The organism is Lysinibacillus irui (genome assembly GCF_028877475.1).
Classification (GTDB): Bacteria; Bacillota; Bacilli; order Bacillales_A; family Planococcaceae; genus Lysinibacillus; species Lysinibacillus irui.
Genome location: NZ_CP113528.1, coordinates 210,097 through 231,339 on the forward strand (window position 1 = coordinate 210,097; position 21,243 = coordinate 231,339).

Sequence of the window (21,243 nt, forward strand, 5' to 3'; positions counted from 1 at the left end):
GGGGGAACAAAATGTGAAAACTTGTGTGCGATTGCTACTTGTCTTTCTCATCTTGATCCCTTCTTTATTCCAAAATGTTTCATTAGCCTATGCAAATAACGATGAAGAAGACTCCAAAAAAGCTTGTGTAGGAGCATTAAAGGATAAAGAAACGACGGATAAAGTGGATGATTTTAGAGATGAACGAGCAACGTTAACTGAAGAATATAGCTTAGATTTAGCTCAATTAGCATTTAATGCAGTTAACTTGAACACCCTTAATCAATTAATTTTTGGCAATCCATATTGTATATGGTATGAGAGTGAAGAAGAAGAGCCTGCCTTAACTTTTGGTTTATTTCCTACATCGATAAAAGAAAAAGTTATTGATCCAGTTTTCAACATCATTACATTTCTTTTTGCTTTAGTTTTGTGCTTAAGCATTTTGATAAGCGGTCTTAAGATGATGTATTCGTTTACCTTTGCTAAACGCTTTAATATCGGTGAAGAACTTTTTATGTACTTTTTAGCCGCAGTATTACTTATAACATATTGGACAAGCGTCGATTATATTTTTATTTTTAATCACGCAATTGTCTCTTCAGTTGTGGAAGTTCTTGAAGGACAAGGGATGAAGCTAGGTAGTTTAAGTATACTTGCCACCCAAGATGAATTTCACTTTAGTGACATTCTAGTCTTATTTGCAGAGTGGGTTATGTTACTGTTTCTAAATTTAGTATACATGTACCGGCTATTTCTTATAACGGTTCTTTTACTAATAGGTGGTTTAGTAATTGTTGGATTAATCTTTGAAAAAACAAGAAAATACTTTGGTATGTGGTTGATAGATTTCCTTGGTGCTGTTTTTATGCAAAGTATCCATGCAATTTATTTTGCTGTATTTATGATGTTTATCAATCTAAACTCAATAAGCATTGTTTTTAAAATGATTCTATTATTCTTGTTTTTACCTTTAAGTTCAATGTTGCTAAGTATTATGGGAATGTCAACTGCTACAATGACCACACGTACTGCTCAATCAATGGTTAACACAGCAGCTATGGCTTTAAGAGCAAGGAAAATGTATAAAGGTAAGCCAGGTTTTGGGCAACAACCCGGCGGTAAGACGGCCATTTCAGCTTTGGCAGAAGGTTCAAACTCTAGTTCTTTTAGTAAATTTAAGGCAGGTGCTCAACTTTCAGGAGCGGTTCTTGGCAGTACAGCTGGAATGGTAATTGGTCCAGGGGGGTCTTCATTAGGTGCTTCATTAGGATCTGGTTTAGTAGGTAGTACCCTTCAGGCTCCAAGAAATATTGCAGCAGGTGTAAAAGGGGTCATGGATACACGAGGTAAAGTAAAGAACAACTCTTTAAATCTAAACAATATTTCTGATAAGCGACAGTACTTTGGATCAATGGGCGAATCTATCGGAACTATGGTAGGAAAAGGGCAAATAGGTAGACAAATAGGATATCGATTAAGTGGTGTAAGTAAAGATAGAATTTTAGGTTCTACAGAGCTTGGGGGATTAGGGTCCGTTACCCTTAGTGATATAGCTACAAAGTACCCTGAAGCAAAAATTCAATTTCAACAAACAAATGAAGGCAGCGGTTTTTACTTAGATGATAATGGAGATATGAAGTTAATCTCTCCAATTGGTGAAGCTGATACTAGATTAAAAGATGGTATGACACGTACTGTGGATTATATACCTACAGATTCTATAAACAAAATTGAAGTAGGTAATTCCTTGCCAAATACTCAAATGTATTCTCAAGTAAGTGATGCAATGTTAGCAGACAAAAGTGGAAACTCATTTGTTGATAGTGGTTTTGATTCTGGTCTGTTTCGCCCAGAGCAACACTGTAATGTAGGGCAAATGCCTTCACCTATTAAACCATTAGAAACAAATTCACCATTTGATTCTAGTATTTCACCTGAAAAGGATGGTGAGGTAAATTGAGTAAATCAGATAATAACAATAGTAGTACAGATGTAGGTAAAGGCGCGATTACGAACCCCTTAAAAGCAGGAAAGAAAGGTCTTGGTCTTTTACGTGGGGCTCGAAAGCTTGGAATGTTTGCAAAACTTCTAAAATCAATAATTTCAAAAGTATTGATGAGCTGTATCAAGTGGCTCCTTGGAGTTCTGGGACCATATGTACTAATAGTAATAATTTTAATCATCTTATTACTTTTAGTTCTACAAAGTGTTGCAAGTTTTGATTTATTCCAAAAAGCATCTACCCGTTCAGAGACAGAAGTTGTTTTTGATAATGCTGTAAAAGAGGTATTCGAACTAAGGTTAGAAGCTGGACCAGCTGAAATTAGAGATAGACTAAGGAGTACTCAATCAGAATATCCTTATCCACCTGTCTCTGAGTCTTGGTTAATACTAGTAGGTGAAATGCTTAAACAAAGTATTGCTATTCCAACAATTCATCATTATTTCAAAAACATCGAAAATGAGAACTATAAAGCTTGGCATGAGAAATATAAAGATTACTCTGCTGATAGCAAAGAATTATTACTAAAAAAGTTCATCGAAATAATAGATAAGGAAATGGCTTATTATTTTGAAGGCTCCCCTAACTATAAGCCAATTTTTGTGGAAGGTTCTTCTCCTATCGATGAGTTTGTAAAAATTACTACTACCACTACTTGTACTCATACAGATGAAGATGGTAATACAACGACAACTGTGTCAGGACCAACTACTACCAAAGAAAATGTATCTCATGAAGTGATTGACGAAGTTCAAATGGGTTACTTAAAAGCAAAAATACCATATAAAGAACTTCACACTATTACTGACAGTACCTCATCTAGCGGTGATTGCGTAAGTGATATAACAACAGAATTGAAATTATGGGTTATTGATGATGGATCTCCACCGAGCGTAGAATTAATTCCTGAAGAACTAGTGCGTATCTTAACTTCAACAGCAAAAGAAGGGGATTATACAAGATTAGTTCAAGTGCAGGACTTAGAGTACTCTATAGATTTAGGACAAGAGATAGACGAGAAGTTCCCTAAACCAGATATTGATTATGAAGGGCTTAAAAAATGCTACTTTAAGCACAAGTCCATAGATCCTTGTATTGATGAGTTTGTTTTGGGTGGAACACTCGGAGATTATGGAGGTTTATTAGAAGGTTGGTATCCAACAGAGTTTGAAGATATTTATAAAAAGGCTGCAGATGCATGTGGGATCGATTGGTTTATTCTAGCAGCAGTACATGGGAAAGAATCAACATTTAGTAGTAACCCTGTAGCTTCTGATCCATCTTTAGGTTCTCGCAATAAAGAAGGTAAACTCGTTGGTGCTGTTGGGCATTTCCAATTTATGCCATTGACTTGGCTTGGATGGGCAGCCGCAAGAGACTACCCTACGACATCAGCAGGTAATATTCTAGTTGATGATCTTACATTTATAACTGTTCCAGCAAATATCAAAAAGTATGGTGGAAGAGGTATGGACGGTAATAATGATGGAGTTGCGAGCCCATGGGATTTAATAGATGCGGCAACCACTGCAGCATGTTACTTAAAAACTATTGGTTATCAAAAAGGAAGTGAAACAGCCATTAAAAATGCTTTAGCAAGATATAATGGTGGGAATAAAGCTTGGCAAAGTAGTGAAGCCCAAAAATATGCACAAGATGTATATAATAACGGAAAACAATATGAATTAGGTAACGCTTCAGCACCAATCTCTGTTGCTCCTGGTGATACTACATATCCAACTACCGGTAGGATTACATCACCATATGGAGGACGTGATGATGGCTTCCACTATGGGCTTGACATTGGTGCAGGTGGAAGAACAAACGTACCTATTGTTACTATTGCAGATGGTGTTGTGTCATATGTCGGACCTCTAAGTACTTATGGAAATATTGTAAGGGTAAAACATGTAATTGGTGGCAAAGATGTAGAGTCTTTATATGCTCATTTAGCTTCATACAAAGTTAAGGTAGGACAAACTGTTAAAAAAGGACAACAGATTGGTATTATGGGTGAAACGGGAAGGGCATTTGGTGTACATTTGCACTTCGAAATTCACGAACCAAAATTTGTTAGGCAAGCAACAAATCCTCGAAATCCGATAAAATGGATTCCAACACCACCATTAAAATAGAAGGTGTATAACATGCGGGAAATAAAAGAGGCAATTTGGTTAGCAATAAGAGAGAATATTATTAAGAAGACATGGTTTAAAGTACTTTCAGTTTTACTTGTTTTATTAGTAGGTTTTGTTATTTACAAGGCCTACTTTACACCTGAAATAACGAAAGGTGAAATTGGAAATAAAACCATTTGGAAAGACTTTGAATTACAAACTGAAGAGTTTGAAAAAAAATCAAAGACACTGGATGGAGTCAAGGAAATTGAAAATACAGTTCCCACTATAGATGGAAGCAAAATAGAAAGTGTTATTAATTATTTCTTCTTTACTGCAAACACCAACAATGCAGACTTATTCATTTCAACGCTAAATCCTGAATTGTTAAACAAGGATTTTCCAGAATTGAATTTACAAGAGAAATTTAGAAAAATAGATGAGTCGATGAATAGAATCTCAAGAAATGGACAAATCGAAAAAATTGAAGTAATTAGAAGTTTGTGGGTAATGGAATCAAAAGCAGTTCGAGTGGTCCTTGATATTTACTATAAAGACTTAAAAAAACCAGTACGCATAAATTTAATTGTTAAAAAGATAGAACAGTCACATAATCATTCAGACAATGAAAAAGAAAATGATTTACCTTATATCCACTCTTCAGTATGGGATATTATAGAATTGATTGAAGACAAGTAGGTGAATTATGCTAGATCGCATTGATGCAACAGAGCCTTTACTAATAGGAGTTTACTACATCCAATTAATTTTTATATTTATATGCGGTGTCGGATTTTTATTTGGAATCTTTATGTTCATATATGCTTTTAAGAATCCTCATAAACGTAGACTAGCCTATGTATTAACTGTATTTATGCCAATCGGATTGTTAGCTGTAATCCATGGACCGGTTCTACTCCTGTATTATGTATTTAAACAACCTGCTACACCAGATGCAGAACTTGGTTTGATGCTTTTTGTTCCATCGCTTGAAATTGCTGGAACAAAACTATATGAAGGTATTGTTCGAGTTACACAACCTTTATTAGTAGCAGTTTTCATAATTGGAGTAGCAGTTTTACATCATGCCAGCAGTATACCAGGTAGAAAGCGTATAGGTTATGGGATATTCTTAGGCGTTCCGCTTCTCTGGTGTTTAATGAAGGTTGGCCCATCAATAATTAAAGTACTGACTTCTTAAAATAAGGTTATTCCCTAAATATGGGGAATAACCTTATTTTTGAAATAATTGTAGCAGTAAATGTATATTTCTGCTACAATTATTTCATGAACTTAATATATGAACCCAATCAACTGATTTATTACATGGTATTTGTAACGAGATATAAAAGGAATATATTTGAGGATCGTGAAGCTGCTGAACTAGTAAAACAGTCATTGCGAAATATCCAAGAGAACGGGATCATGAAAGTTGAGATTGAGGAAATTGGAAGGTGTTATATAAGTTTAAAGTGCATAGGTGATCCTTCTAAAAGCCCTAATCAAATTGTCTCTTATTTAAAAAGAAGGTGCTATCAAGCGATGCTTGAAAAGATGCCTCATCTAAATTCACTCTGGTCTAGAGACGTAATTATTAGTACATCTCCAATTTCTAATACAATTATCATTGAACTTCTACAAACTTTAAAAAGGAGGGGTTAGAAATATGAAAACCTACGCAGAGATTGCAGAACAATTAAGAATGCCCTTTCCTCCTGGGACAGTTAAAGTAAGTAACGACGGAAAACGAGGTCATATTCCTGTCCAAGTTTATATGTCTCGTTTAGAAGAAGTTGCTGAATCACAATGGCATTGGAGAATAATTGGTGACCCTGTATTTAATTTTGAAAAATATTTCGTAGTTGTTAAAGGTGAAATAACACTTGTAGATGCAATAAGGCAGGGAATAGGGATAGCTAAAATTACAAAAAATGAAACTACATCGATTAAAAATGCTCTTATGACTGCTGAGTCAGAAGCTTTTAGAGATGCTTGTGATAAGTTTAAAATGGGATGGTATGATTTAGCGCAATACAGAGATTGGTCGTCAAATCCTGGAATAATGCAATCGAATGATGTACCTCCGTTTACTGAAAGCATAGTAATTGAAGGTTTTGATCCTAATGTACACAGTGTAATGCCATCAGAGGGTAGAAGTTGTATAAAATGCAAGAAACCTTTATCTCAAAATGAGGAACTACTATTGAGCATAAACGGGATTAAGTTTGCTTATTGCAAGGAACATGTACCTCAGCAGCTAGTAAAGAATCGAACGGAGATATAAATAGATTGTGTTTGAACTAACTACAAATATGTAATCTGAATGGTCTTATTTTATTAATCTAAGAAGAAGGTGTTGAATATTCGCCAAATTATATATACATGTTCATTATGTAATTATTTTGATTCTAATCAATCTAAATGCATGAGCTCTAATAAAGAAACATATCCTCAAAATTCAACAGATGCAATGGCCTGTAAATCAGAGGGTCTATTTGTTAGAAATATTAACGTACAATACAGTTATTATAACTACGTAGAGCAGCCGACTTTTTCTTCAGAGCCACTAGAAGATTTATCAAGGTTACCAAAAGATAAGAATGGTATCCCTCTTTTTGTCTTTACAAAGAGAGGGGTTGAACGAGCAGTACCAGCATACCCTGGTCTTGAACTTGTGAGCCATCATTTATTTGGAGTGAAAAAGGAGTTTACTTTTCAAGGTCAAAGGGAGCTTATCTATGATATAGGCGTTAACTTAGCGGGTAAAGTATGTGAAGGTCTTGGAATCAAGTTACTTGTGCTAGATAATGAGAGAGGTATACAAGGTAAAGAAGAATTAAGAAAACCATACCTTGTTTATGGAAGATAAGCCATGGACAATAATGAATATCGAACTATGTTAATTGTAAAAGCATATGAATTTTCTGAATGTGTCCCCACGGTAGCAAAGCAATGTGAAGATTGGACACTAATCACAACTAATGGTGATTTTGAACTTAGGCATAAAAATAAGATTGTCTTATCTATTTCTAATAAGAATACTAATTTATCTTCAAACATTAATTCATTCAATAGACTTCCCTTTTTTGTTGAACAATGGTTTGTAAATTGTTGTGACTAAATCATCTAATGATAAAGTGTAAATTTTCTAAAGTAATTAAATAATTGACTATAGACAATATATGATATAAGTAATATAATTACATTAACTAAAGATAACGAACGATATAAAGGAAGAACCTTTAACGTCTAGGAAACTAAACGTTTGAGGTTCTTTTTTTTTATTCTAAGGAGGATAACTAATTGGAGAAAAGAGCTTTTAAAGTGGTTGGTGTTCAACTAATTCCAAAAAAGACTGTCGGTAAATTACCTATGATGCAACAAATTGCGGATAAAAATCTACAACAATCCAATCAATTAATTGAAAAACTTGTAAGGCCGGTAAATAAAGATTTCGAGGAGCAATTAAGATATGAAGAGAGTAAAAGCAAATCCACTAGAAAGTTTATGATTATCGGGTTAATGGATTTCCAACCTAAAGGCGAAACAGCTGGAAAAATAGTTTTTAATCCTAATTTGCATACAAGTCTAAACGTTATGAGTGAATTACAATCACTCGTTAGGACTATTCACTAGGAACTGATCATGAAAAAAGCTAAAGTGTATTTTACTATTCCTTGTCGCAATAAAATCTGGTTGTTTAGAAGTTTATTACTGGGGAAGGCATCTATATTTTTAATAGAGATTTACATTTTATCCCTATTAAAACTAGGTTATTTAGTTTCTACAGTAATTATATTTTTAACATTCTTTTTACTGAAATTTGTTCCAATGCCTTATAAAGATACTATTGATGTTTACTTTGATCGTTTAATTTATAAATCAAAGTATAAGGAAATTGAACTGAACTTTAGTGATATTGCATTTATCGATCAGGATGTTGTAGATGAACAAAAAAGCCACTCATATTACAAAAGTATTGAATTCTTAGATGAATCTATGAATTCATTATTATTTATTGATGGAAGCGGTTATGCATATGATGACTTAGTTGTTTTATGTAACCGAATTTGTACTATAAATCAAGAGTATCTCCCCTTCAAAAAAAGTTCTAGCAATCCTTTAGAAATTAACTTTAATGAAAATGAGATAGTCTAGAAAAGCGGGTGATTAGATGAATATTGTTACAATAATTGGAGTAAGTGTTTTAGGATTAATTACAATTCTAAGTGCTTTTCATGGTTATAAAGCATATCGGGGACATAAATTACGCCAATTTGAAGATTATTCAGAAGAGGCTTCAATTTTGAAGGCGTTAGATAATGAGGATTTAAATGTTGAAGATAGCTCTTTTAGTAAAATTGTTAGTTCAATGAATAGTAGTAAAAGTAGTGAGGAAATAACGAATCAACAATCAACTAATGTTATGAAGAGTGCTGTAGATGAATTTAGTAAAATGGATAATGAGAGTAAAAATATCAAAAGCACTCAAAGCCCAGGTTCTCAAAGTTCTCTAAGAAGTGCTGCTATTGCATTTAATAAGAGAGAGAATGATAGAGTAAAAGGCGGAAGTACTGATATATGGAGTCCAACAACTAGTCATCTATTTACTTCAACAGTGAGTATGGATAATAACAATCGATGTGATGAAAGCTCTGTTTTTGATACTGGGAATTCTAGCTTTGGAAGTAGTTTTTCATCATCTAATGATAGCAGTTTTTCTGGAGATACTGGCGGTGGGGGATGTGACTAATTCACAGAAGAAGAGTATATTAAGGAAGCAGCTGATCAGAAATACAAAGAAATTATAAAAAATAGGAAATAAAAGTTAGACCAGTTTAGTTTTGATATGCTCCCTATTAGGTAGACAGATGAAAAAATAAAATCTGTTTATCTAAGGGGAGTATTTTTTATGGGGCGAAGCAAACATTCACTCGAGTTGAAACTATATATCCTTCAATTGTTCGAAGAAGGTCACTATTCTATCAATGAATTGTGTGAAAGGTTTTCAATAGATCATCAAACTTTTCATAGATGGAAAATGAAATTTGAGGCAGGTGGACGTGAAGGATTACAAGAAGCTACTTCATGTAAGTTCTATTCAAAAGAGTTAAAATTAGCGGCTGTGGAGGACTACATTCAACGAAATTATTCACAGATGGAGGTGTTGGCGAAATACGAGATTAGCAGTACCTCCGTTTTAAAAAGCTGGGTAAAAAAGTATACTAGTCATAGTGAAATAAAAGATTCAGGTAAAGGAATGAGTCAAGCTATGACCGAAGGAAGAAAGACAACTTTTGAAGAACGTATTGAGATTGTCGAGTACTGTTTGAAGCACCAGAAAAATTATCAGTTGGCAGCGCATACCTATGGTGTTTCGTATCAACAGGTATATCAATGGACGAAGAAATTTGAAACGAATGGTGAAGAGGGATTACGTGATCGTCGTGGTCGCACAAAAGATGAAGTCGAATTAACCGTTGAGGAGAAATTGAAATTAGAGATTCAACGTATTGAACGTGAAAATGAACGTTTACGTGCAGAAAATTTATTTTTAAAAAAGTTAGAGGAAATCGAAAGGAGGCATCGTTAAGCCAAATACGTCTACAGCAACGCTATTTAGCGATTCAAGATTTACATCGAGAGGAAGAACTTTCGATTCTTTTACTATGTGAAATAGCTGATGTTTCGCGTGCAGCTTACTATAAGTGGTTAAGTCGCAAGCCTTCTAACAGAGAAGTTGAAAATGAAGCCATTTTAAAGGACATTCATCTCCTTTACCAACAAGTAGATGGTATTTACGGCTATCGTCGTACAACGTTGACAATCAATCGTCAGCGAAAAGAAAATAATCAAACGATGGTTAACGAAAAGCGTATTTATCGTTTAATGCAGATTAGTGGATTGAAGTCTGTTATTCGTAGAAAGCGCAAGCCTTATCGTAAATCCCCAGCACATCATGTGGCGGAGAACGTATTAAATAGAGCATTTACATCGAAAAAGCCCAATGAAAAATGGTGTACAGATGTCACAGAGTTTAAGTATGGAAACGGGAAAAAAGCTTATTTAAGTGCAATTATCGATTTATATGATGGTTCAATTGTGAGTTATGTGTTAGGTCATTCGAATAATAATTCCCTTGTTTTCAAAACAATCAAATCAGCTATTCAATCATTACAATCAGGCGAACAGCCATTAATACATAGTGATCGAGGTTTTCAATATACATCGAAGGAATTTAAGCGAATTGTGGATACAGCCAATATGACACAGAGTATGTCCCGTGTTGGTCGATGTATTGATAACGGACCAATTGAATCATTTTGGGGCACATTGAAGTGTGAGAAGTATTATTTACATAAGTACGATTCATATGAAGAGTTAAAACTAGCGATTGATGAGTATATTCATTTTTATAATTACTATCGTTATCAGAAACGATTAAACGGCTTGAGTCCGTTAGAATTCAGGACTCAAGCCGCTTAATACATTTTTTATTATTTCCACTGTCTACTTGACGGGGTGCAGTTCATTTGTAGGCTGGCCTAACTTTTTTAAATTGAATAAGAATAGTATAATTTCTTTCAGAACTAAGTTATTTATCTAACTCATTTATCAGTAATTTTTCTACTTGTGTTTTTAAAGCTTGATTAGCATAACGAAGTATTACATCATTGCCAGCAGTTGCGATTTGAACATCACTAAAGTATTCATCCACGGGATGCCAACCTACTACTCGTATACGAAGTTGAGCAAGTTGCCGTTTATGGTTAAATAAATCTTGTCTTAGATCCTTTAACAAAGTATCCATCAATGGCTGAAAAACCTTTTTCATCTTAAATTGTTCTATTTTCATATAATCAATCTGCAAAGATTTCACTGCTAAATCTAACAATAAATATTGGGTCTTCGGATTATATAGTGGAATTACTATTTTAAATGCTTGATAAAAATCACATCAAAAATCGGATTATATAGTGGAATAATGGATTAATTAAACTATACTATAATCAGAATCTTTTAAAAAAGAACTTGAAAAACATTTTAAATCGAATTACCTTATCTAAGAAAGGAGGATTAAAATATGAAAATAACTATTGAAGAATTACCTGAATCAAGGATTGCTTATTTCCGAAATGTTGGGGAGTATGGTGAAAAGCAAAACAAAGAATTAATGGAGAATTTTAAAAAGTGGGCAAAATCGAATGGTGTATTTGATAATTCTACAATTTTAGGCATACCGCAAGATAACCCAGAGAGTACTCCTAAAGAGGAATGTCGTTATGATGTTTGCGTTGTTATAAATAAAGATTTTAATGTGGAAAAACCAGCTCATGTTGGTGAATTTTCTGGTGGGAAATACGCTGTTTTCTTGCTTGACCATACAAAAGAGGCAGTCAGTGAATTTTGGGTCAATATTTTTTCTGAGATAGAAAGAAATAATCTATCAATAAGAGAACAACCAATTATAGAAAGATATACTTCACAAATGATTGATAATCATTTGTGTGAAATATTAGTTCCTATACAGTAACGAAGCAGGGACATTTCCTACCTTCTGTTTAAAGGATGAACAACATGACAGACCTACTATGTATTTCAGATCTAACTGCAATTGAACCACCACAAGAAAATGACACCGATATGATGTTTAAAGTTGAAGCAGTCGAGCCACCTGAACGTTGTCCTGAATGTGGTTTTGACAAGTTATACAAACACAGTTCAAGAAAGCAACTAATTATGGATTTGCCCATTCGTTTAAAGCGAGTGGGCTTACAATTGAACCGCAGACGATACAAGTGTCGTGAATGCGGATCTACCTTCTGGGAACGCCTAATATCCGTTGATGAAAAGCGTAGTATGACCAAAAGGCTTTTAAAGTCCATTCAAGAGCAATCCATGTCTAAGACCTTTGTAGAAGTCGCAGAAAGCGTTGGTGTTGACGAGAAAACTGTTAGGAACGTCTTTAAGGATTATGTGGCACTCAAAGAACGTGAATACCAGTTTGAGACTCCTAAATGGCTTGGGATAGACGAGATACATATTATTCGTAAACCTCGGCTTGTATTAACTAATGTTGAACGCAGAACTATCTATGACATAAAGCCTAATCGTAACAAGGAAACAGTCATCCAACGTCTTTCAGAAATCAGTGACAGGACTTATATTGAGTACGTCACAATGGATATGTGGAAGCCTTACAAAGACGCAGTGAACACTGTCCTTCCACACGCTAAAGTTGTCGTAGATAAGTTCCATGTAGTTAGAATGGCTAATCAAACCTTAGATAACGTCAGAAAGTCTTTGAAAGCCCAAATGAGCCAAAAAGAAAGACGTACCCTTATGCGTGAAAGGTTTATCCTTCTAAAGCGTAAACACGATCTAAATGAACGTGAATTATTCCTCTTAGAGACTTGGTTAGGTAATCTTCCTGCTTTGAAAGAAGCCTATGAACTCAAAGAAGAGTTTTACTGGATTTGGGATACTCCTGATCCAGATGAAGGTCTACTTCGTTATAGTCAATGGAGACACCGTTGTATGTCCAGTAACTATAAAGACGCTTATAAAGACCTTGTGAGAGCCGTAGACAACTGGCAAGAAGAAATATTTAACTACTTTGATAAAAGGCTCACTAACGCTTATACGGAGTCAATTAATAGCATTATTAGGCAGGTAGAGCGAATGGGTAGAGGTTACTCTTTTGATGCCTTACGAGCCAAAATCCTGTTCAATGAGAAGCTCCATAAGAAACGTAAACCACGATTTAATTCAAGTGCTTTTAACAAAGCTATGTTATACGATACTTTCAATTGGTTTGAAGTGACTGATCACGACATTACAGACAACTTTGGTGTCGATTTTTCCACACTTATTAAGAATTTGGAGAAGGGTGATTTATAAGCCCTTTTCCACCATAAAATCCGAATACCCTAAATATTTATGAAGCAGTTGCCTCTCATCGGGTTTAATCATAAAACTCATTATCCAATTGCGCTGAATAAATGTCTTTTAATGGTATGATTTTTGTTTTTAGTAGACCCTCAAGAATAAGTTCGTTTGTATTATTATTTATTGAATTAATAATTCCTACCCATTGGATGATTTTACCTTCAGTCCAAACGTTTAATTTAACCTGTTTTCGCTGATTAAAAGCTAGATCAATTGTTTGTTGTAATTCTTCTAGTTCCCACTCGGAAAGTTCTCTCTGTGTTGCACATTCCTCCTGCTTCCATTCCCTAAGAAACTTTAAATGTTCAGGTAACATCATTGAACCCCATTTAATATTGCCTCTGTCTTTAATCATCTAATCACTCCTATGCCACAATGAACGAACGTCTGTTTGATATAATTTTACGTACGAATGTTCTGTATAGCAAGTGGAATTTTTCCCCTGTTTCACAATTCAGAAAAATCGAATAATTGAAAATCAACCATCTTATTTTTACTTTTCGGAATTACACAAAGAAAAATAATACTCGAAAAAATATGAAAACATATTAATCAACCACTAAAAACGTTCCTTTTCAGTGGTTGATATTGATGGTATAATTGGAATAGTAAATATTACTTATTAATATAAAATAATCAAAATAAACAATATTTAAACATTACAATTGGAGAGTTGCTATATGAATGATCTAATTAAGAAAAATCAGATATTCGGATACTGGAAAGTTTTGGGGGAATCTGAAGATAATCCACTTCCTGACGAATTTAAGTATTATAGATGTCGTTGTACTTGTGGTAATGAGAAAGATGTGAGAGCGGAATCACTAATTAATAAATTATCAACCTCTTGTGGATGTAGAAGACAGAAACGACGTAAAGAGTTTAATGTTGGCACAAAATTTGGAAGTTGGGAAATAGTTAATTCTATATTTAATAGTAATAAAAATGATATGTACTATTATTGCGAATGTAAGAACTGTGGTGCTGAGATAGAAGGTTTCCATTCCCAATTGTATAAACTTATGAAAAATATTTGTTCGTGTAATCTGGGTTCTGAGGGATTTAAGAAGGGTTGTAGATATGGAAACTGGTCTATTGTTGGACCAGGGAGTAAGGGCGCAAAAAAATCTGGTGATAGGTATTACCTTTGTAGATGTGATTGTGGAACAGAACGTGAAGTTGTAGATAGTAGTTTAAGGAAAATGTTATCTACCTCCTGTGGATGTTCAAGAGTAAATTCTCAGAAAAAGGTAGTATCTCTTATAGGTTGGATCCAACCTCTTCAATTTTCTGGGGATATTACTGGTAATTGGAGAGTTATTCGAAAGGACAATGACAAAAAGATATATGAATGTATAAACTGTGCAATTAAATTAGAAGTTAAATTAGGTACAACACATAAAAAATGTCCTATATGTTCACATTCAAAAGATATTGATAAAGAGAAAATGATGCAAACTATAATTGAAGAACAAAACTTAAGTGGAATTGAAATTGATAAATTATTTTTTGTTTTTTGTATAATAACAGAAAAAGGCCACATGAAGTATATATTATCTGATGGAGCAAATGAATTTGAAGGTAACTTAAACTTAGCAAGAAAGAGAAAAGGTCATCCGCTGAAAAACAGTCCTATAATAACAAGTAAAATATCGCAGGTAATTGATGAACTAAAACTAAACTATGATGAAAAATATATTGTTGAGCATAAGAATGACTTGCATCCTTTATTAAAAGATATGGATGAATGGGATTTAACGAAGATCTTACTTCAAGGATACTTTGTTGAAAATAACATATATAAATAGGAAGAAACTCTAGTTAAAAGAGAAATATATCTAATAGAATATATAATCGATAACAAAAATAAATTTTTAGTTAGGAGGGCTCTAATGAAATCAACAGGTATAGTAAGAAAATTAGATGATTTAGGACGAGTAGTTATTCCAAAGGAGTTGAGAAGAACCTTTGCTATTAATATAGGGGATGCACTAGAGGTTTTTACTGATGATGATAAAATCATTTTAAAAAAATACGAAGCGAATATGGAATGCTTTGTAACAGGCGATATTTCCGATGAAAATTTTTTATTACAAGGAGGGAAATTAGTGGTAAGTGAAGAAGGGGCAAAAATATTAATAGCTGAGATTGAAAAATTGGCAAGAAAATAAGGTAACTATTTTATAAAACAATTCGAGCGCTAATGGTTAGCAGCAATAGAGTATGGTTAAATAGAATAGTAAAAAATGATATTAATAGGAGGTTCTTAGTGTATTTCTAAAGACCATAAAGACCTTTAAAGGAAAAGAAACAGAGTGGCAACTATCAAGAAGTTAATTTGATAAACAAGAGGAGAAAATATGAAATTTACTATCTTAAATTTGATTACATTCTTAGCGATCTGTGTTATTTTTTCATTGGTTATAGCTCATATTAGGGATGTTATTGTATTGAAAGTAATATTGGGCCTTGTAACGGGTGTAGCAGCAATGTTATCGATTTGGGTAGTCAAATTAATAAAGAATCAAAGAGTTAGATGAAATTATATTACCTATTTACAATAATAATGGGGTGCCCCCGATGAATGAAGAAACAGTTATAAGATTAAATCACTTTCAAGACGAGAAAAGAATTAAAGAAATAAAAGGGCTTACTAAAGAAAAAAAGAAGAAAGATTATGAAGGCGAGTTCAATTTATTTAAGAAGTGGTGTTCAACAAACCACTATTCTATTGATTTCCACGGGGCCGAGAAATACTTATTAAATGAAGTTGAAATTAAAGGTATTAGACTTAATACCATGAATAGAAAAGTAGCTGCACTCCGCTTCTATTTAAGTGAGTTACACGCTCAGATTGAACCTGAAGAATTCAGCGACTCCATTAAAGCTATGCGTGACCTATATAATTTTGAACCTTACTTGGAGAGAAAAGGAATCAATCCTGTTACATTTGCCATGCAAAAAGAAGAGGCCTTATCCCTTATAGATAAATATGATACTGAAAACCCTGAAGACATTCGTATTTATGCAATTTGTCTAGTTAATTTAATTACTGCAAACAGACCTTCAGAGATGGTACGGCTTCGTATAAAGGATTTTGATTTCTCCAGGAGAGAAGTAGCGGTTAAATTAGTTAAGCAAAAAACATTACATCGGAAGCGGTTAACTATGGCAGCATTATTTGCTGTTCAGAAATATATATCAAGTTTTAAATTGACTCCTGAAGACTTTTTTGTTGGGAAAGTTGATAAGTGGGGAAATTATAATTCAGTTCAAATTAACCCTAATACATATCGACAAAACATAAAGAAGTGGATAAATGTGGCGCCTTATACTCTTAGAAAAACACAAATTACCAGTATGCACCGAAATAAAGCTGATCTAGCTACCATAGCAAGACAAAGTGGCCATAAATCAGTCCAAACGATATCGGAACATTACATCAAATTAGATTCAGCTGATTTAGATGATTATATCTAAATTAATTTTCAACATTTAAATAATTTTCTTGAATAGAATAATTATATCTTATATACTAATTGTATATTTGATTCCATAGTATTGGTTTTTGAAACAAATATATTAATAACTATAACATAACTTACAAAATTCGGAAGTACCGAATAAATGCACTTTTTGTGCGTTTATTTGGTACTTTTTTTTGTTTCTTGAGGAGGATGAATAGCTAACAACGTAAAAATCAATAAAATTACTAAATAATCGACCAAGAAAGGTGTTTTAAATGTCAAAAAAGAACAATAAAAAAATAATAACTAATGTAGGTTTAGCTTTTGCGGTTGCGACTAGCGGCATTGTACCATCTATGGTTGTAGGAATTGATACGGTGAAGGCAGCAGAAAGTACAGCTAAAGAGAACTTTACTTATTCCATTGTACAAGGACAAGTAGTGATTACTAAATATACTGGTACTGATTCAACTGTTGTGATTCCTGAAGAAATAGATGGTTTTCCAGTTAAGTCATTGTATGCAAATTTATTTAAAGATAATGAAAATATAAGCCAAGTTGTAGTGCCGGATAGTGTTGTAAGTATGGGGGGATCTATTTTTGAAAACTCAAAAGTAACTTCGGTTGTTTTAGGCAAAGGCATTACAGCTATACCAAGCTCAGCATTCAAAGGTACAAGTAATTTAAATTCTTTAGTGATAAGTTCAGAAAATGTTGCAATTGGTGATTATGCATTTGAGTTAAGTGGATTAACTAATTTTGATTTTAACAAAGTTACAAGTGTAGGTTCCGGTGCTTTTGCTAACTCGCAATTAAAAGAGTTAGTAATTGAGAAACCTGATATTCAGTTTAAGAGCAACGCGTTTAAGGGTGTACATTTAAACAGATTAGAATTACCCGAAGGTATGAAAGAAATCCCTATTGGTTTTCTAAATGGAGCTACAATTCCTGATATTGTGATACCTTCTACTATTAAGAAAATCCATGATTCTGCTTTTAAAGAAGTTACAAGTGTAAATAAAGAACCTTTTAAAGGGTTAAATTTAGCTGGAAATTCAAATGCAATTGAAATAGATGTAAATGCTTTTAACAAGGTGCATTTTGAGAAGCTATTCCTTTCTAAAAACCTAAGTTTTAAAGATTCAACTTTTAAATTTGGTAAGTTTGGTACTTTAGAAGTTGAAGAAGGCTTTAAGGGGTTACAAGGTTTTGGTGGTGTAGAAATTGGTAAACTTATCTTGGGAGAAGGAGTGGAAGTGGTTGGAAGTAGTGCAGCGTTTGGAAGTGCTATCATCTCAGAATTGACATTACCAAAAACATTAACCAGTAGCGAAGAAGCTTTTTACAGGGCTAAAATTGGCAACTTGATTTTCCAAGCTGAAGATGGGATGACAGACTATAAACTCCGCTACCCAAATAGTATGGGGTTATTCGACTATGCATCTATAGACAATTTAAATTTAGAGAATGCTAATTATATTCCTAAGAATACGTTTCTTTATGCACAAATAGGTAATTTACAAATAGGAAATAAACTAAAAACTATTGGGGATAGTGCCTTTAGTCATGCGAAATTTGGAAATTCAACATTAGATTTACCTTCTGTTGAATATATAGAGTCTAGAGCTTTTGATTATTCTAATATAAAGAATGTTTCATTTGGTGCTGTAAAACATATAGGGAATAGAGCGTTTTCTGGAAATGATTTTAGTAAATCAACAATTATTCTACCTAAAAGTTTAAATAGTATTGGGTTAGATGCATTTAGAGATATTCTTTTACCGGAAACAACTAAGACGGTAGATAAAATTATTGTTTTAAATAAGTTTCTAAATTATCAAGGATACGTTTCTAATAGCAAAATAGCCAATTTCGGTACTGATGGTAATATTTATGGATATGAAGGTAGTACCACGCAACAACAATTTATGGGCAAAGGCTTCGCGCTATTAGATGAAGAATTGAAAATGCCGAGTATAAGCTCAAACATAGTCAATGGTACAACATATATGGGCTCCATGACACCTACCTTCACAATCAAAGACGCTGAGTTGGTTGAGTACACATTAAATGGTAAACCTTACGATGGTGTTAGTGAAATCACAAATAGTGGTGAGAACATCCTAGTTGTCAAAGCTATAAATGGTTTATTTGAACAAACGAAAACCTACTCCTTCAAGATTAAGTCAAATAATCCTCCTGTAGTGTTGAAAACAATAGACAACCAAGAAGTAGTTAAAAACGACATTTTAAAAATTGACTTAAATGAACACTTTTCAGATCCTGAAGGGGATAATTTATCCTTTAGCGCCAAGACATCAGATGATGTGGCCTCAAAAGCTTGGGTTACAGCAGATGGTGAACTTAAGTTTACATCAGCTTATAAAGACCAATATAGGGTGACTGTATCCGCAACAGATGGTATAGGACGTAGTGAAGAATTATCCTTTACAGTGAATGTTGTAGATGAACAAGTTAAACCACCAATTGACCCGCCTACTGAGCCCACAGATCCACCGAAGGTTCCCGTAGATGAAGGGAAATTGCCACCTGTTTTAAATTATAAGTTGGTTGAAAACACACCTTTAGTTGGTATTGGCACGAAGAAGGTCATTTTTGTGGATGGATTACTCAACGAATTTGATTTAGATAAAGTAATTCCAACTATTAAGACAACCGATGGAAAATCCGTTGGAACCGTCTATGATAGCGAAAATAAAACTTTAACATTTGAAGCTTTAAAAGCTGGCTTTAGTAATGTGCAACTCCAAATTCAAGATGAGATTGGTAATAAAGCGGCACTCTTATTCATGATTGATGTCTTAGAAACGTCCAATACAGCACCTAACTATATTGCGAATGGTTCAATCAAATTGGGAGCTGAAGCCTATGTGGTGAAGCTAGATGATGTGTATGCGGATGCAGCTAATGGCGAAAGCGTAACATACAAGGTTGACGTAACAAAAGATGGGGAGGGCCTGACAGAAGAGGTCAAAGTGGAAGAGATTTCACCTGTTGAGGAAGAGCCGGTAGAAATTGAAATTGAAACTGAACTTTCAACTTCCGAAGGTAGTGAAGGAACGTCTACAGAAGAACCAAGTGAAAACGGTACCGCTCCAGACTCGGAAGTAGACAACGAGGCAACACTTGTAACCAATGCGACGAATCGTAAAGGCTTAATGGCTGCTCTTGATATGATGCCGTTAAGTGTATCAAATAACGATGCAACTGATACATTTGTATTCGAAGTACCTGCAGGCGTAACAACAACTACGCTCCATGATGACGCAAACTTAAACATTCGCTTAGTGAATGGCAAGCTGGTGGTCGAAGGAAAACAAGTAGGAATGTACAATATCTCAGTTCAAGCAGAAACAGCAAGTGGAACGATTCCATCTCCGGTCAACTTCTCGTTAGCTGTTTTACCGTATGATAATACAGGTGGAGGAAACAACGGCGGTTCTGAAGGTGGCAACACAGGTGGAGGAGACAACGGCGGTTCTGAAGGTGGCAACACAGGCGGAGGAAACAGCGATGGCTCTGAAGGTGGCAGCACAGGCGGAGGAAACAACGGTGGCTCTGAAGGTGGCAGCACAGGCGGAGGAAACAACGGTGGCTCTGAAGGTGGCAGCACAGGCGGAGGAAACAACGGTGGCTCTGAAGGTGGCAGCACAGGCGGAGGAAACGACGGTGGCTCTGAAGGTGGGAACACAGGCGGAGGAAACAACGGTGGTTCTGAAGGTGGCAGCACAAGCGAAGGACACAACGGCGGTTCTGACAATGGTAACACTGGTGAGGGAAATAATGAAGCGGACAAAGATTCTTCAACAACACCGGGCGGTAAGTTAGAAGAAAATGAAAATGGAGACCTAGTTTTAGATATTCAACCAGGTAATCCTTCCATCAAAGATACTGTAGATATTGTAGTAGATGAAGATTCCATTCAACTGACGATTGATGGAAAGCAATATGATTCCGCAATTAGTAACGGCCTTTCTAGTTATGATAAAAAACGAGTTATTCGTGAAGAAGGAAAAGGGGTTTACTCCACAGTTCCTCACTATAATACGGATGACAATAAGCTTAAAATCACTACAAAAAATCCGTATGGACTGGTAATTACAGACCGCGTGGCCGTTCCATTTAAAGATGTTAAAGGCTTGTTCAGTTTTGATGAAGTAGAGGATCTATATAACTACCTGATTGTTAATGGAACAACCGCTTCCACATTTAGCCCTAATAAGGACTTAAAACGTGGTGAATTCAGTGCAATGCTCGCACGTGCACTTGAGCTAAGTCCAGAAAGCAAGAAATATCATTTCAAGGATGTAAATGTGTACAAGAAAGAAGTCCAAGCATTATATGAAGCGGGTATTATTACTGGGTTCCCAGATGGTTCATTTGGTGAAAGTAAGACATTAACTCGCCAGGAAGCAGCTGCCATGATTGGTCGTATGTTAAATTACATGGATGTTGATACCGAGACAACTGAAAATATATCATTAGCAGATATGAACAAAGTAAGTGATTATGCGAAAGACGCAGTTCAGTACCTAGCAAGCCAAGATGTCTTAGTAAGTGGCCAAGATACAAAATTCAATCCAATGGATAATTTAACTCGTGCTCAAATGGCAAAAATCTTAATGCGATCATTACGCTTAAGTAATTGGTATTAAATAATACCAATTAAGGGAAAAACAGTTTGATAAAAAAAGTGAATTAAATT

The 21,243-nt window shown here is 34.5% G+C and carries 19 protein-coding genes; 17 read left to right on the forward strand and 2 right to left on the reverse strand.

What is annotated here, in order from left to right; all coding sequences use genetic code 11:
- Positions 1-13 precede the first annotated feature (13 nt).
- The 11 genes from OU989_RS23490 (at position 14) to OU989_RS23535 (ending at position 10,587) form a co-directional block, all read left to right on the forward strand.
- Complete coding sequence (locus OU989_RS23490; RefSeq protein ID WP_274797482.1) at positions 14-1,942, forward strand: hypothetical protein; 1,929 nt, start codon at positions 14-16, stop codon at positions 1,940-1,942.
- Positions 1,939-4,119 (forward strand): peptidoglycan DD-metalloendopeptidase family protein, encoded by a 2,181-nt coding sequence (locus tag OU989_RS23495; RefSeq protein ID WP_274797483.1) that lies wholly within the window; start codon positions 1,939-1,941, stop codon positions 4,117-4,119. The genes OU989_RS23490 and OU989_RS23495 overlap by 4 nt, the downstream gene beginning before the upstream one ends.
- 12 nt (positions 4,120-4,131) lie before the next feature.
- Entirely contained in the window at positions 4,132-4,800 is a 669-nt protein-coding gene (locus tag OU989_RS23500; RefSeq protein ID WP_274797484.1) for a hypothetical protein, read from the forward strand.
- Between the two features lie 7 nt (positions 4,801-4,807).
- Complete coding sequence (locus tag OU989_RS23505) at positions 4,808-5,302, forward strand: hypothetical protein (protein WP_274797485.1); 495 nt, start codon at positions 4,808-4,810, stop codon at positions 5,300-5,302.
- Between the two features lie 86 nt (positions 5,303-5,388).
- Complete coding sequence (locus OU989_RS23780) at positions 5,389-5,763, forward strand: transposase (RefSeq protein ID WP_404809749.1); 375 nt, start codon at positions 5,389-5,391, stop codon at positions 5,761-5,763.
- Positions 5,764-5,767: 4 nt separating this feature from the next.
- Positions 5,768-6,385, forward strand: coding sequence for a hypothetical protein (locus tag OU989_RS23510; RefSeq protein WP_274797486.1), 618 nt, complete (start codon positions 5,768-5,770; stop codon positions 6,383-6,385).
- A gap of 72 nt (positions 6,386-6,457) precedes the next feature.
- Entirely contained in the window at positions 6,458-6,970 is a 513-nt protein-coding gene (locus OU989_RS23515) for a hypothetical protein (RefSeq protein WP_274797487.1), read from the forward strand.
- Positions 6,971-7,404: 434 nt separating this feature from the next.
- Entirely contained in the window at positions 7,405-7,737 is a 333-nt protein-coding gene (locus OU989_RS23520) for a hypothetical protein (protein ID WP_274797488.1), read from the forward strand.
- A 9-nt stretch (positions 7,738-7,746) separates the two neighbouring features.
- Positions 7,747-8,259 carry a hypothetical protein gene (locus OU989_RS23525; protein ID WP_274797489.1) on the forward strand — a complete coding sequence of 171 codons (513 nt, stop codon included), beginning with the start codon at positions 7,747-7,749 and terminating at the stop codon, positions 8,257-8,259.
- A 16-nt stretch (positions 8,260-8,275) separates the two neighbouring features.
- Positions 8,276-8,854, forward strand: a complete 579-nt coding sequence (locus OU989_RS23530; protein ID WP_274797490.1) for a hypothetical protein — start codon at positions 8,276-8,278, stop codon at positions 8,852-8,854.
- Positions 8,855-9,013: 159 nt separating this feature from the next.
- Positions 9,014-10,587, forward strand: a protein-coding gene (locus OU989_RS23535) for an IS3 family transposase (RefSeq protein WP_274793282.1) whose coding sequence is annotated in 2 segments (ribosomal slippage) — positions 9,014-9,656 and positions 9,656-10,587 — 1,575 coding nt in all. Because the reading frame shifts where the segments join, the coding sequence is not laid out codon by codon here.
- A 109-nt stretch (positions 10,588-10,696) separates the two neighbouring features.
- Here the strand turns inward: OU989_RS23535 and OU989_RS23540 are convergent.
- Complete coding sequence (locus tag OU989_RS23540) at positions 10,697-10,957, reverse strand: YhjD family protein (RefSeq protein ID WP_274797620.1); 261 nt, start codon at positions 10,955-10,957, stop codon at positions 10,697-10,699.
- A 228-nt stretch (positions 10,958-11,185) separates the two neighbouring features.
- On the opposite strand from OU989_RS23540, the gene OU989_RS23545 reads away from it, so the two are divergent.
- Both OU989_RS23545 and OU989_RS23550 read left to right on the forward strand, forming a co-directional pair.
- Positions 11,186-11,635, forward strand: coding sequence for an AraC family transcriptional regulator (locus tag OU989_RS23545; protein ID WP_274797491.1), 450 nt, complete (start codon positions 11,186-11,188; stop codon positions 11,633-11,635).
- Positions 11,636-11,679: 44 nt separating this feature from the next.
- Positions 11,680-13,002 (forward strand): ISL3 family transposase, encoded by a 1,323-nt coding sequence (locus OU989_RS23550; protein WP_274797492.1) that lies wholly within the window; start codon positions 11,680-11,682, stop codon positions 13,000-13,002.
- 64 nt (positions 13,003-13,066) lie between these two features.
- Here the strand turns inward: OU989_RS23550 and OU989_RS23555 are convergent, their stop codons facing one another.
- Positions 13,067-13,405, reverse strand: coding sequence for a YolD-like family protein (locus OU989_RS23555; RefSeq protein ID WP_274797493.1), 339 nt, complete (start codon positions 13,403-13,405; stop codon positions 13,067-13,069).
- 325 nt (positions 13,406-13,730) lie between these two features.
- On the opposite strand from OU989_RS23555, the gene OU989_RS23560 reads away from it, so the two are divergent.
- The 4 genes from OU989_RS23560 (at position 13,731) to OU989_RS23575 (ending at position 21,193) form a co-directional block, all read left to right on the forward strand.
- A complete protein-coding gene (locus tag OU989_RS23560; protein WP_274797494.1) occupies positions 13,731-14,858 on the forward strand; it encodes a hypothetical protein in 1,128 nt (375 codons plus the stop codon).
- A gap of 84 nt (positions 14,859-14,942) precedes the next feature.
- Complete coding sequence (locus OU989_RS23565; RefSeq protein ID WP_274797495.1) at positions 14,943-15,221, forward strand: AbrB/MazE/SpoVT family DNA-binding domain-containing protein; 279 nt, start codon at positions 14,943-14,945, stop codon at positions 15,219-15,221.
- Between the two features lie 409 nt (positions 15,222-15,630).
- Positions 15,631-16,530 carry a tyrosine-type recombinase/integrase gene (locus OU989_RS23570; protein ID WP_274797496.1) on the forward strand — a complete coding sequence of 300 codons (900 nt, stop codon included), beginning with the start codon at positions 15,631-15,633 and terminating at the stop codon, positions 16,528-16,530.
- 262 nt (positions 16,531-16,792) lie between these two features.
- Positions 16,793-21,193, forward strand: a complete 4,401-nt coding sequence (locus tag OU989_RS23575; protein ID WP_274797497.1) for a leucine-rich repeat protein — start codon at positions 16,793-16,795, stop codon at positions 21,191-21,193.
- Positions 21,194-21,243: the final 50 nt, after the last annotated feature.